We start from the raw sequence: 14295 nt of genomic DNA, 5'->3' as shown, positions 1-14295 counted from the left end.
AAGATTTACTTCACCAAATAGAGGAAGAAAAGTTTGAAATAAACGTTTTACAGGGTGTTGGCGCTCGTCCTGCAAGTATTAAAATGATGTTAGCATAAATGCAGTCATTTCTCAATATTATATGTTGCCTTTTAAATATCCTGTGTCGCAAACCGATCCGCCGCGATCGCCCAGAGAAACGCTGCCGACAATGTATGATTTACCCAGCGAAGACCCGGAGGAACCTGGTTTCCGGGACGAATTTCACGATTTGCAGCCGCAGTTGTTGAGTCTGACGTTTCGACCTCGGAATTATCCAGCTTCTGAGATATTTAGCGGCACCGACATGAACCTTTATTATGACGTGAATCACACTCTGTGGCACAAGCGACCGGATTGGTTTGCAGTTGTGGGAGTTCCCCGACTTGACGATCGCTCCGAACTGCGGATGAGTTACGTTACTTGGCCCGAAGGCGTGAAGCCTTTTGTAATTGTAGAACTGCTTTCGCCGGGAACAGAAAAAGAAGATTTAGGCGACAATACCGATGAGGAAAAGTTGCCACCTCAGTCGGAAAACGCTGCGGGTAACAGGCAAGTTTTGGAGGCCGAGACGAAGGAGAAACCGCCTAGAAAATGGGAGGTTTACGAGCAAATTTTGCGGGTTCCTGTTTATGCAGTTTTCAGTCGCTATACTAACAGGTTGCGAGTGTTTGAATTGAAGGGCGGACACTATCAAGAATTAGAATTGCCCTAGTCGCGAGTGTGGATTGCTGACCTAAGTTTGGGCTTGGGTTTGTGGCCGAATTTCAGGAAATCGATCGACTGTGGTTGCGCTGGTATGATGTTGATGGCAAGGGGATTCTGACTGAAGCGGAACAGCAACGGCAGCGGGCCGAGTCAGCAGAATCTAGGGCTCAACAAACGGAAGCTCAATTGCAGTCTTTAATTCTGCGGCTGCGGGAATCTGGCATTGATCCCGATCAATTTTTAAACAGTTAGAGAGGACTGAAGTCCTGACTAAAAACTGGTTCGCAGTCAGGACTGGAGTTTTTTTTTACTTCAACATAAGACTGAAGGCCTCACTATACACAGGCTTTAACATTTGATCCAAACTTGATTGATTGCGACTTGTTTGTTTGTTGCTGGTACTCTTTGCGGTCAAGTCATCCGTATCGACAGAGTGATGCAAATAAGCTTTACCGACAGAACCGAAAAGTTGCAGTTTGTCAGAAATGACCCATCGCATGGCATCGATAGCTTTTTCCATTATTTCCAACAAATCCGGATGTGCCTCAGAAATGCTACTTTTTAACACCTCCATATAAGCTTCGCGAACTTCCGTATTCACATTAAATTTAGATACTCCGAATTTAATACATTGATGAATCATTGAGTCCGGCAAACCGCTAGCACCGTGCATCACTAACGGCACTGAAACAGCAGCCCGGATTTTTGCCAGACGCGGAAAATCGAGTTTCGGTTCGCTTAGATATTTGCCGTGAACGTTACCAATTGTTACAGCCAAAAAATCCACCTTAGTTTCTTTGATAAACTCTACTGCTGCTACGGGATCGGTCATCCTTGCGGCTTTCTCATCGATTGTCAAACCTTCTTCCCTGCCACTAATTCTGCCGATTTCTGCTTCAACTGCCGCACCGTTAGCGTGGCATAATTTAGTCATTTCCCGGCTAAATATTAAGTTTTGTTCGTATGGCAAAAAAGAACCGTCTGCCATAGTTGATTTGATGCCAGCGGCTAGGGCGAGGTGAATGTCTTTTTCTGAGGTGCTGTGATCTAAGTGTACTGCGATCGGCACTAAAGATTCGCGGGCCGCTTTGATGCACAGCGCGACTAAAGGCGATTGTCCGTATTGGAGGGCGCTGGGGTGAAGTTGCAGTATAGCAGGGCTGTGCAGCGCTTCGGCCGCATTGATGACGGCTTTTACTCCTTCGAGGTTGTAGACGTTAAAAGCGCCGATCGCATAACCATTTCTCAAAGCCGTGTTCAGCAATTCGCTAGTTGAGGCGAGCATATAGTACCTACTTTAAAAACTTTTGTGAATGTCGATCATTCTATGTCGATCATTCTATCAAAGCTCTATGGCAAACTCAGCTTAATTTGTGTTTATTTTAATTGCGAATTCTTCCGCTAGCATTTATTCTAAATGTCGATCGTTCTATCAAAGTTCAAGGGCAAGCTCAGCTTAATTTGTGTTTATTTTAATTGCGAATTCTTCGGCTACGATTTATGTTGTGAAGTGCATTTATTATTGGGTAAGGTGCGCCTAGCGCACCCTACTATTTGTTTGGTGCGCTGCACCTTACTCCTTAAGTGATTTACTATGTTTGTGCGTTACCAGCGTGCAAACCGCATTCTTTTACGGTCGCTTCTTCCCACCACCAGCGACCTTCGCGTTCGTGTTGGTTCGGCAATACCGGCTTCGTACAAGGTTCGCAACCAATACTTACAAAACCCCGTTCGTGCAACTTGTTGTAAGGCACATCCAAAGCGCGAATGTATTCCCAAACCTCTGCTGAAGACCAGTTTGCTAAGGGGTTGAATTTAATTAATTCATGGTCAGGAGTTGAGAATGCAGTGTCAACTTCAATGACCGGAATACCGTTGCGGGTACTGGGACTTTGGTCTTTCCGCTGACCAGTAATCCAAGCATCGAGAGTATTCAGTTTGCGGCGCAGCGGCTTGACTTTCCGCACGCCGCAGCATTCTTTGTGACCGTCTTGATAAAAACTAAACAATCCCTTTTCTTCTACTAGGGCTTGTACTTCTGCTGCATCGGGAAACATTACTTCTAATTTAATGCCGTAATGTTTTCTGACTTGATCCAAAAATTGATAAGTTTCCGAGTGCAATCGTCCGGTGTCTAGGGTGAAAACGCGGAAATTCTTGGTAATTTTTGAGGCAAGATCGATCAGAACTACATCTTCAGCCCCGCTGAAAGAAATTGAGATATTGTCAAAATTTTCTAGGGCAAATTTGAGAATGTCTCGCGGTGTTTTTTGACTGTATTCTGCTTCTAGCGCGGCAATGTTGAGATTTCTTTGGATGGCAACCATATTTTCGGGTTTTCGGTGTTCTTTTCCTCTAGCCCTTTATTATAGCCGATCGCCGTCTCTCTCTCACCGAGTAATTTGACAATCAAGCAATGTCGTCCGGGGCCCCCGGATTCATCCGTGAAGCGAGAAAAAAGCTCCGACTGCTCATCACCCGCCCCGGATTTATCAGTGTGAGCGCTTCTTCAATTCTGAAACCTAAAATCTAAAACCTAAAATCGATTGACCGCATCTTGCAGCAGTCTTTTCGGCTGGGTCCACAATCAAGCTCAAGGATGGCGATCGCCTTCTGGTAGTAGTTTTAGTGAAACCCACACTTCTCTACTGGGTAAAATGGGACTGCAGCGCGGTCAGTTTATTTTCCCCCAAAATTATAAATTACAGACAATAAAATTATTTAAATTTCATTGTTACCTTCCTCAATTTGGGCATTAATTATTAATTCAATAATAGCGACAACTCAGCAATATAGTGCTGTATATTAAGTTAAAATTTTTATATCAGTACCAGTATTAACTGCGCCCTAGCTACTTTTCAAGGGCTGTTATTTGAACCAATGAAATAACTTAACCAGCACGACTTAGGCAATGCGCTGAACTAGACAATTGGGAACAAATCTCAAAAAAGTACGTAGAAAATCCCGCTTTGGTACCCCAGTCGCTCTTTCTCATAATAGCTGTTGGTTTCAACACAGCGAATTACCAATAATCAATTACCACTTACCGATTAATTTATTCAGACCGATTCCGTTAGCAAAGTAAATTTTTATCGTTTTTAATCACTGACAGCTAACCTTCAGCCATGCGATCGGCTATATTGTATTTGGAAGTACATTAATTTGTCCGCAAAGCGGTATAGTCCCATCGCCGCCGGTCGCGCCAGCTTCTGAATAAACGTAGTCCGCTGTCAACAACAGCAAGGAAGTGTGGAATTATGTCAAAAATTTTAGTAGTGGACGACGTTAAGACCGAACTAGAAATCATCTGTCGCATTCTTCAAGATGCCGGACTGGATGTGATCCGGGCAGGCGACGGCGAAGAAGCGATCGCCATGATCCGCAAAACTCCTCCGGCTTTGGTCGTTTTAGATGTAGTGATGCCACGAATGAACGGGTTTGAAGTGATCAGAGAATTGCGGGGCGATCGCGCAACGGCAAAATTGCCCGTAGTATTTTGTACTCATAAAAACACCGAGATCGATAAAGCTTGGGGAACTGATTTAGGCGCCGACGCTTACGTTAGCAAACCCTTTGAACCTCAGCAACTGGTCCACATAGTGCAGCGTCTGCTTTCGGCGTAGTCCGAATATAAAGTGATCGCCAGCTTTCCCAAAAATATTATACCGATAAACCCCGTTTTTTTTTAATAAACTGGGTTTTTGAATTCCATAAAAGTTTATGTTTAATGATAAAAATCTGCTTATTTGCCCAGCCGAGATTTATTTAACGGAAACATTTGAGGCACCCAAAGTTATCCTGAAAAACTCGATCGGCGATCGAGTTTAGGGTCTAAGCAAAATTCTAATTTGTAAGCTACACTATAAACTAAAAATAAGCCATGAAAATAACGGCTTCCCCCGCTGGGGGGAATCAGACAAGTGGAACAAAGCAATTTCTCCTGTTCGGTCAAGGAGGCAGTCTGTTCGCCATAGACTTAGAGGCAGTGCGGGAAGTCCTTTCCCTCAAGGAACAACCGATTTCCCTGGTTCCCAACACCCTGCCATTTTTGCTGGGATTAACCAACTTGCGGGGCGAAATCTTAGCAGCAGCAGACTTCGGACTGTTCGTCGGTATTGAGTCGGTTGACATCCACCACCCAAACAGCCGCATCTTAGTTGTAGAAGCCTCCGATCCACGAGACGTGAGATTGTTGTCGAGAATCAGCCTGGGATTAGCCGTCTCCCGCGTCGAAGGAGTTTTACCTCTCAATCCCGATCGCATTGTCTCAGCACTAGATGTCAGTCCCGACCTAGCTCCATTCTTAAAAGGTCTGTACAATTCCGAAGGACGTTTGCTAATGATTGTCGATGTAGAAGCGATCGCCCATTCCGAACGCTGGTAAAAAGCAACCATACAGGTAAGTCTACAACTGCTTTCCATCAATAATTTTAACTAACGATCGCCCGCATCCGATTTGCCCATCCTTAATTTTATGATCAAAATTCTCTATACCTTGATCGCAACGACTTTAACCCTGACGTTGCCTGACTTCTCCCAATCGGTGCTAGCTGGAGCTGCTAATTGCATCATTTGTGTGTGTTACTTTGCCATCGCCTGGATAATCAGCTTAGGTTTGTGGCGAAACCGTCAATTCGGGTTGGACATCTTCGCCACAGCCACAGCAGCCATATTTTGGACCTGCGCTTTCGGCCACAGCGGCCACGCCGCCGAATACCTAGGGCTGCCCCACTCTCCAGTGGCACAAACTGTGTTCGATTGGATCACTGTAATGGCGGCGCTCGTTTTTTTGAGTTTGTCCAACCGCTACGGATTCTTAGTAGGTTCCACCCGCATCCTTAACGCTAAAAAAGAAACAGAACAAGCACTGAGCGAAACTAACCAGCGATTTCACGCAATCTTCGACCAAGCTTTTCAAGCGATCACATTATTGGAGCCAGACGGTACTGTGCTCGAAGCAAATCAGACAGCGCTAGAAGTGGGCGATTTCCCAGCATCAGAAGTGCTGGGGCTGAAATTTTGGCTGACACCTTGGTGGGCCTCAACTCCAACCAACCAGCAGCGCCTAAAAGCGAACATTCAACAAGTTTCGGCCGGTAATTTTGTCCGGGAAGAATACGAAATCATCGGCCCCAATAACCATGTGACAGTAATGGACGTGTCGTTTAAGCCGCTGTTAAATGCAACAGGAGAAATATTTCAAATCCTCGCCGAAGGCCGCGATATTACCCAGCGCAAAAAGGCAGAAGCCGCATTGCAGCAGCTAACTGCAGAACTAGAGCAGCGAGTGAATGAAAGAACCGAGCAGCTCCTGCAAACTAACGCACAAATGGAACAGGAAATTCGCGATCGCACCGCAGTACAAGAGCAATTAAAAGCCTCAGAACAATTCTTAAACAACATCCTCAACAGCATCCCTGACCCGATTTATGTCAAAGACCAACAGCACCGTTGGATCATATTAAATGATGCCTTTTGTCAATACATAGGTCATAGCAGAGAAGAACTAATTGGCCAATCCTACGACCAGTTTTTGCCCAAAGAGGAAGCAGAGACATATCGAGAAAAAGACGAATTAGTTTTCTTGACCAATACCAGCACCGAAATCCAAAAAACCATCACAGATCCAGCAGGAAACACCCGCTTTGTCTCCGCCAAGAAATCTACCTTTGTAGATGCCGACGGCAGACAATTTCTCGTTTGCGCGATTAGAGATATCACCAATCGCGTGGAAATGGAAGAACAACTGCGGCACACACTCGCCAAAGCAGAAAGCTCCCAAAACTTGCTGCGTACAGTCATTGACGCTACGCCAGACTGCATTTTCGTCAAAGATCGAAACTTGCGCTACACCCTAGTCAATGCAGGTTTCGCCGCCGCATTCGGCAAAACTCAAGCAGAAATTATCGGCAAAGACGACGCAGAAATCGGCATATCGGTTGATCGCATCTTCCCCAACTTCCACGCCCAAACCGATTCCGAGAACCAAATCCAAAACTTCCGGGCCGGCAACCACCTCGCCCCCGGTTCCAACGACTTAGCCACCTTAGCCGACGGCAAAGTACACAGCTTCGACACCCAGAAATTGCCCCTCAAAGATGCAGAAGGCAATATTTTAGGAATGCTCGGCATGGCGCGCGACATCACAGAGCGTCGCAAATCGGAAAAAGAACTATTGCGGTTCAAAGCAATTTTAGAAACCACAACAGACTGGGTAGGCATCGCCGACTCCCAACAGCGCGCCATTTATCTCAACCGCGCAGCCAGAGAAATGTTGGGAGTTGGCGACGACGCAGATTTAACTGGAATCAGCATTTCTGACCTGACATCCCCCAAAAGTATCGACACTATTGTGAAAGTCGGCATCCCCGCAGCTTGCCGAGACGGGGCGTGGAGTGGCGAGACAGTTTGGCAGAGTTTAGACGGCGAAGAAATACCAGTTTCTCAAGTAATTGTTGCCCACAAATCCGAGAATTCAGAAGTTGAATTTGTCTCAACGATCGCCCGCAACATTACTGAACGCAAGCGCGCAGAAGAAGCATTGCAGCAGAACTTGCAAATGCTCGACCTTGCCAGCGACGCCTTAATCGTTCGGGATATAGACGGCACGATTAATTATTGGAGTCAGGGAGCCGAACGGATGTACGGCTGGACAAAAAAAGCAGCTTTGGGAAAAGTCACCCATACTCTATTGCACACCATTTTTCCCCAGCCTTTCGCAGCTATTTCGGCACAGTTAGAAGATCAGGATTATTGGGAAGGAGAAGTAATTCACACCACAAATTATGATGCCAAAATTACCGTATTTAGCCGCTGGAATTTGCAGCGAGACGAACAGGGTAAACCCAAAGCTATTTTAGAAACTAACAACGACATCACGGCTCGCAAGCAAGCCGAAATAGAAAAACAAAGATTGATTTCGCTCGTAGAAAGTAGCTCGGATTTTATCGGCACGGCTACCCTGGAGGGAGAGGCAACATACCTGAATGTCGCGGGAATGAAACTAGCAGGATTGCCAAATATTGAAGAAGTAAAAAGCAAAAGCGTTTATGACTTCTTCTCAGCAGAAGACGTTAATATTTTCAAAGAAGAAATCCTGCCGGCTACTGTGCGAGACGGTTTTTGGCAGGGCGAATTCCGCTTGCGGAACTTTCAAACCGGCGAAAACTTTCCGGTTGACTTCACCCTATTTACCGTCAACAACCCAGAAACGGGCGAGCCTATGGGGCTAGCTACAGTTAGTCGCGACATCAGCGATCGCAAACGCGCAGAAGAGATGCTGCGCGATCGCGAAAGACTATTCCGAGCCATTTTTGACCAATCGTTCCAATTAGTGGGGCTGCTCAAACCAGACGGAACCGTTTTGGAAGTCAACCAAACAGCCCTCGCCGTCGCCGGACTGGAGCGCGAGGACTTCCTAGGCACGCAGTTTGTAGATAATTTGTGGTGGAAAATTTCCCCAGAAGCCAAGCAAAAAGTGCAAGCTGCGCTCGCAAAAGCCGCCGCCGGCGAGGTAGTCCGCTACGAAGCCGACGTGCTCGTTGCTGGGGGTGCTGTGATGACTGTGGACTTCTCCCTCAAGCCGATCGTAGACGACAGCGGCAAAGTCGTGCTGCTGATTCCCGAAGCTCGCGACATCAGCGATCGCAAAGCCCTAGAACGAGAATTAGTTGTGCGTCAAACCCGCTTTGACGCATTTTTCAAAGCCGCCCCGGCCTCAATGTTTATTCTTGACGAGCAGTTGCGCTTCGTCCAAGTTAACGAGAAATTAGCCGAAACCATCGGCGTCTCAGTTGCCGAACACCTCGGCAAGACTGTGAGGGAAGTTGTACCCGAAATGATCGATACCTTACAGCCGATGTTGCAGCAAGTTCTTGTCACCAACCAACCGCTTTTAAACGTTGAGGTGTCGGGATCAATCTTCAACGAACCGGGCGTCATGCGAGATTGGCTGGCGTCATACTTTCCTTTACCCGGCTCTGACGGCAAACCCATCGGTGTCGGCGGTGTGGCGCTCGAAATTACCGATCGCAAAAAAGCAGAAGAAGAGCGCGATCGATTTTTTACCCTTTCCCTAGACTTGATTTGTACTATAGGTTTTGAAGGCAAATTCAAGCGCATCAATCCCTCTTGGGAAAAAACACTCGGCTACAAGGCGCATGAACTTGAAGACAACTATTATATCGATTTAGTCCATCCAGACGATCGCGAATCAACCATAGAACAAGCGGAAAAAGTAGCCAGCGGCGCCGAAATAAAGTCTTATGAAAATCGCTACCGCTGCAAAGACGGTTCCTACAGGTGGCTGTCGTGGAAAGTGCGACCTGTAACCGAACAACAGCTCATGTATGCAGTTGCTCGCGACGTTACCGAAAGCAAACAGGCGATGGTGCAACTGGAAAAAACAACAGCCCAATTAGCCAGTTCCGAAGAGCAATTTCGCCAGCAAAGCAATCTCTTGCAACTGCTAATAAACAGCATTGGCGACGGCATAATTGCTGCCGACGAAAAAGGCAATTTTGTTTTGTTCAACCCCGCCGCCGAAGATATGTTTGGCATGGGTGCGACAGATGCTGTTCCCAATGAATGGTCAGCAAGATACGGTTTATTTTTGCCCGATACCGTAACTCCCTATCCCCCAGCCGACATACCTTTAGCGCGCACGGTTCGAGGAGAAGCCGTGGACGACCTAGACCTTTTTACCCGCCACGCAGGCAAGCCAGAGGGCCTGTGGGTGAAAGTTAACGGCCGGCCGCTCAAAGACGAAACGGGGGCGCTTAAAGGTGGCGTAGTCGTTTGCCGCAACGTCACCGAACAAAGAGCATCCCAGGAGCGAATGCAGCAGTTGGCCGAGACACAGGAACGCTTGCTGCAAGAACTAAAAACTCGGCAAAATGCCCTAGACGAATCGGCGATCGTCAGCGAAACTGATGTCCAAGGCATGATTACCTACGTCAACGACAGATTCATTGAAATCTCCGGTTACAGCATGGGAGAACTCCTGCACCGCAACCACCGCCTCATCAATTCCGGCTACCATCCCAAATCATTTTTTGAAGAAATGTGGGTGACACTTTCTCGCGGTTTGGTGTGGCAAGGGGAAATCAAAAACCGACGAAAAGATGGCTCGTTTTACTGGGTATATTCGACGATATCCCCCATTTTTGATACCAGCGGCACAATAGTCAAATATATCGCCATCCGCTTTGACATCACCGAGCGCAAAGAAGCAGAAGAACGACTAGAAAAATTGGCCGCCGAACGCAAAGCTGAAGCTGATTCTCTGACGCAGCAAGTCCTTAAATTGTTGGGAGAAATTAAAGGGGCTGCTCAAGGCGACTTGACAGTCAGGGCGGAAGTGACTAACGACGTTTTAGGTGCTGTCGCCGACTCTTTCAACTTCTTAATCGGTTCTCTGCGGAAAGTGGTAACGGGAATTCAAACTTTAGCGGAACAGGTAACATCTGCTACCGACGAGTCAATTAACAATACCAGTCAACTCACCCAACAGGCGGAAATTCAAGCAGCAAAAATATCTGCCATCATGCGCGAAATCGAGCGGATTGTGAATTCGATCCGCGACGTGCGAGATGTTTCGGTGCGGGCAGAAACAGTGGCCCAGCAGTCTTCTCAAACGGCTGAAGTCGGCGGTATGGCGGTCGATCGAGCTGTCGAAGGCATTAACGGGCTCCGGTTGACGATCGCCTCTACCTCGAAAATGATGAAGCGTTTGGGCGAATCTTCGCAGCAAATTGGCAAAATTGTGACTTCGATTTCTCAACTTGCTTCGCAAACTAATTTATTAGCTCTGAATGCTACTATTGAGGCGGCGCGAGCCGGCGAACAAGGTTTAGGCTTTGCAGTTGTTGCCGAAGAAGTGCGGAAATTAGCAGAAAGATCCGCCGGCGCTACGGAGGAAATCTCCGAAATTGTCGGTACAATTCAAGAAGAAATCAGCCGCGTGATGAAGGCAATGGAATCCGGGACGCTGGAGGTAGTGGAAGGCACTAAGCTGGCAAGCGAAGCTAAAACTCACCTCAATGCCATCATCGAAGTTAGTCGAGAAATGAATGCTTTGGTGCAGAATATTACTAGCGCATCTGCCAAGCAAACTGTTTCGGCTGAGGGAATTGCTAACAGTATGCAGCAAGTCAACGAGATTGCGAATACGACTGCACAAAAAGGTGCGGATGTCAAAGCATCTTTGGACGAGCTGTCTGGTTCTTTGGGCCAATTGCAAAAGTCTGTGGCGAATTTCCGCAGTTAGTTCAGTTGACTGTTAACAGTTAACAGTTAACAGTTAACAGTTGACGGTTGACTGTTAACAGTTGACGGTTGACTGTTATACGAATCACTAATAACTATCGTTGTTGCCGGGGCGGGTTGAGAAATATCCTGAATGCGAAGTTATAGATAATCGTGAACCCGCCCCGATAACAATTACAGTGAAATAACGGGACATCATATATAAAAAAACTGCCAACAGTTAACAGTCAACAGTTAACAGTCAACAGACAACAGACAACAGACTAATATGAATGATGACGATTTAAACGAATTAATAGATGCTTTTACCGCAGAATGCGAAGAGTTTCTCCAGTCAATGGAGACGAATCTGCTGGCGATGGAAGCTGCGGGTTTGAAAGAGCGACAAGCGGCAGTTAAAGAAATGTTTCGGGCGGCGCACTCGATTAAAGGTGCGGGTTCGATGTTGGGCTTTCAAAACGTATCGGCGGCGGCTCACACGCTGGAGGACTGTTTTGTCATTTTGCGCGATCGCACAGACTTGTCGGCTCTGGAACCGACTACTGTGAGTGTTTTGCTGCAGGGGGTGGATGCTCTCAAAAAAATTACGATCGAATCAGTTCAACACTCCGATGTCACAACTCCGGATCAAACGGAAAACTTGGAGGCGATCGCCCAAATTTTCGCCCAGTTCCAGGCCAAGTACGGCAAGTCAGAACAGCCGCCAGTCCCCGCAGCCAGCCAATCGCCCGCCCCCGACACCCTGAAACTGATTTTTGAACAGCAAGTGCCGGCACTCTTCAATCGCCTAGAAACCGAGCTTTCCCAAGCTTCCGAGGCAGATTTGGCAAAAAGCGTCACCGCCCTCAACCAGATTTACTACCAACTCTCCGGTTTGGCTGGAATGCTGCTATTGCCGGATTTTGGGAAAATCGCCGCAGCCCTCAGCGCTTTGATCGACTCTCCCGACTTGACTCTACAACGGTTGCAATCCGAGGGTTGGGCGATCGCCCAAAACTTGCAAACCGCACGCCAACAAATATTGGAAGGAAGGGCGATCGACATCCCCGACATCTCCCCCTCCCCGACTCCCCCCGACTCCCCCCCACTCTCCGACTCCCCGCCATCCCCGGAAATCTCCCCCTCCCCCTCCCTCTCCCTCCCCGACTCTCCCTCTCCCTCCCCGACTCTCCCCGACTCCCCGACTCTCACAGTCTCCAACCCGCAAAGACCGACCATCCGGGTAGACTTGGAACGCTTGACAGAATTAGTGAATCTAGTCGGAGAATTAGTCATCAACCGTACAAATTTAGAACTTCAAGAATCCGAACTGCGTGGCGAAGTCAAGCGTATCCGCCGCAATATCGTAGATTTAAACCAATTCGGCGGTCAGTTGCGAGAAGAATACGACAGACTGACTTTTGCAGAGTGGAGAGGGGGAAACGGGAACTCTGGATTGGGAAAACTTGCAGCAGCAGAAACTGAATTCCCCATGATTGCTAACGGCAAATCCTCTCCGGTTCATGCTCACTTCGATATCTTAGAGATGGATCGTTATACAGAGTTCCACTCGACAGCCGCAGAAGTCATCGAAACTGCCCAAGCAATTTCTCACTCCGCCACCAAATTAGACACCTTAGCGATGAAATTCGAGCGCAGTACCGACCAACTGCGCCGCATTACCGAACAACTACGCAGCCGCGTCATGCAGTTGCGAGTCGTGAGTTTCAGTCGCGCCGTCGATCACTTGCCCAGAGCACTCCGGGAGATGTGTCTCACATACGATAAAGATGTCAACCTGCTGCTAGTGGGAAGAGATACCAAAATTGACGAAAGTTTGCTCGACGCTTTGCGCGATCCCTTAATACACTTAGTGAGAAACGCTTTCGACCACGGTATCGAAATGCCCGAAGTTCGGAAAGCAAGTGGCAAGCCCGCCAGCGGTCAAATTGAAATAGAAGCCCGCCACCAAGGCGGCCAAACGATTATTACTGTCGCCGATGACGGCAAAGGCATTGACCCGGAAATGATTCGCCGTAAAGTTGTCACAAAGGGTTTGGCGACGGAGGAACAAGCTCAAGAATTTTCCATTGCCGAACTCTACGATTTTCTGTTTTGGCCGGGTTTCAGCACTGCAGAAGGGGTCAGCGACCTTTCGGGGCGGGGAGTCGGGCTCGACGTGGTGCGAACAAATTTGCGGACTGTGCGGGGGACGGTGAAGGTAGACTCTCGCCTGGGAAAAGGTACGAGTTTTATTATTAAACTGCCACTGCTGCTGTCGATTACTGATGCTTTGATGGTGAAGACCGATCACAATAAAATAGCAGTGCCGCTGGATGCAGTCGAGGAAATTCTGCACATTAAAGCCTCGGAAGTTCACATTGCCGGCAATCAGCCAATGCTGTGGTGGCGGGAGGAATTTATTCGTTTGGTGAGGATGCAAGATTTGCTCGAATATAGCGTCGTCGGGCCGGATGCCCCCTCTCCTGACCCTTTGACCCAAGACGAAATTCCCGTCCTGGTTTTGGCTTCTACCGAAGGAATGCTGGCGGTGGCCGTAGAACGGCTGATCGGTCAGCAGGAAATAGTGGTTAAACCTTTGCCACCGCCTCTATCCAAGCCTCGCGGCGTTTTGGGGACTACGATTTTGGGGGACGGGCGCGTGGTGAATATTCTGGATGTGGACGATTTGGTGGGCCAACCTGGGGTAAATAGTTCGATCGCCGCTGTCTCCGGTAAAGTGCAGGAGATAACGCCGAGTTCGAGTAAGTCACCGCAGATTTTAGTAGTGGATGATTCCTATACAATTCGCCAGTTGCTGTCTATGACGCTGACTCGTGCTCGCTACCAGGTGGTACAGGCTAAAGACGGTGTGGATGCCCTGGAAAAGTTGCAAAATGGTCTTGATTGCAGTTTGGCGATCGTGGATATTGAAATGCCTCGGATGGATGGATTTGAATTGTTGCGATCGATCAGATCGACCGAACGGTTTGCTAAGATTCCCGTAGCCATGCTGACATCCCGTAGCGGGGAAAAACATCGGCAAATGGCAATGGAATTAGGCGCCAATCAATACTTCACCAAACCTTACAGCGAAGCCCAACTTTTACAAGCTATTCCCAAATTAATCCACCAATCAATAATTTAATCCATAATCTCAAATTTCCATCAAATAATCCCTAATGTCAAACAAAACTTAGGTCAAAAGTAATTGAATACGCAAATAAGAGTGGGAACTACGCACCCGACTCACCTACTAAAATCGAATAATCTAAAATCTAAAATCCTCAATCTAAAATCTAAAATCCAATAATCCTTAATCTA

The 14295-nt window shown here is 47.7% G+C and carries 6 protein-coding genes and 1 pseudogene; 5 read left to right on the top strand and 2 right to left on the bottom strand.

Going from position 1 to position 14295, the window contains the following annotated elements; genetic code table 11:
- The first annotated feature begins 121 nt into the window (after positions 1 to 121).
- Positions 122 to 978: pseudogene (locus QUB25_RS01105) on the top strand (Uma2 family endonuclease).
- A 55-nt stretch (positions 979 to 1033) separates the two neighbouring features.
- Here the strand turns inward: QUB25_RS01105 and QUB25_RS01100 are convergent.
- Both QUB25_RS01100 and QUB25_RS01095 read right to left on the bottom strand, forming a co-directional pair.
- Positions 1034 to 2011, bottom strand: coding sequence for a class II fructose-bisphosphate aldolase (locus QUB25_RS01100; RefSeq protein WP_333181644.1), 978 nt, complete (start codon positions 2009 to 2011; stop codon positions 1034 to 1036).
- Between the two features lie 307 nt (positions 2012 to 2318).
- Positions 2319 to 3053 (bottom strand): phosphoadenylyl-sulfate reductase, encoded by a 735-nt coding sequence (locus tag QUB25_RS01095; protein ID WP_333181642.1) that lies wholly within the window; start codon positions 3051 to 3053, stop codon positions 2319 to 2321.
- Between the two features lie 930 nt (positions 3054 to 3983).
- Here QUB25_RS01095 and QUB25_RS01090 point away from each other — a divergent pair.
- From QUB25_RS01090 to QUB25_RS01075, 4 genes are all read left to right on the top strand, one after another.
- Complete coding sequence (locus tag QUB25_RS01090; RefSeq protein ID WP_333062848.1) at positions 3984 to 4349, top strand: response regulator; 366 nt, start codon at positions 3984 to 3986, stop codon at positions 4347 to 4349.
- A 257-nt stretch (positions 4350 to 4606) separates the two neighbouring features.
- A complete protein-coding gene (locus tag QUB25_RS01085) occupies positions 4607 to 5110 on the top strand; it encodes a chemotaxis protein CheW (protein WP_333181640.1) in 504 nt (167 codons plus the stop codon).
- Positions 5111 to 5200: 90 nt separating this feature from the next.
- On the top strand, positions 5201 to 10993 hold the full coding sequence (locus tag QUB25_RS01080; RefSeq protein WP_333181639.1) for a PAS domain S-box protein: 5793 nt from the start codon (positions 5201 to 5203) through the stop codon (positions 10991 to 10993).
- 267 nt (positions 10994 to 11260) lie between these two features.
- Positions 11261 to 14119: a hybrid sensor histidine kinase/response regulator gene (locus QUB25_RS01075; RefSeq protein WP_333181637.1), complete on the top strand. Its 2859-nt coding sequence runs from the start codon at positions 11261 to 11263 to the stop codon at positions 14117 to 14119.
- Positions 14120 to 14295: the final 176 nt, after the last annotated feature.

The sequence above is a fragment of the Microcoleus sp. B3-D7 genome (genome assembly GCF_036705305.1).
Classification (GTDB): domain Bacteria; phylum Cyanobacteriota; class Cyanobacteriia; order Cyanobacteriales; family Microcoleaceae; genus Microcoleus.
Note: the sequence above shows the minus strand (reverse complement) of the source record. Positions and strands in the feature narration are given on the sequence as shown.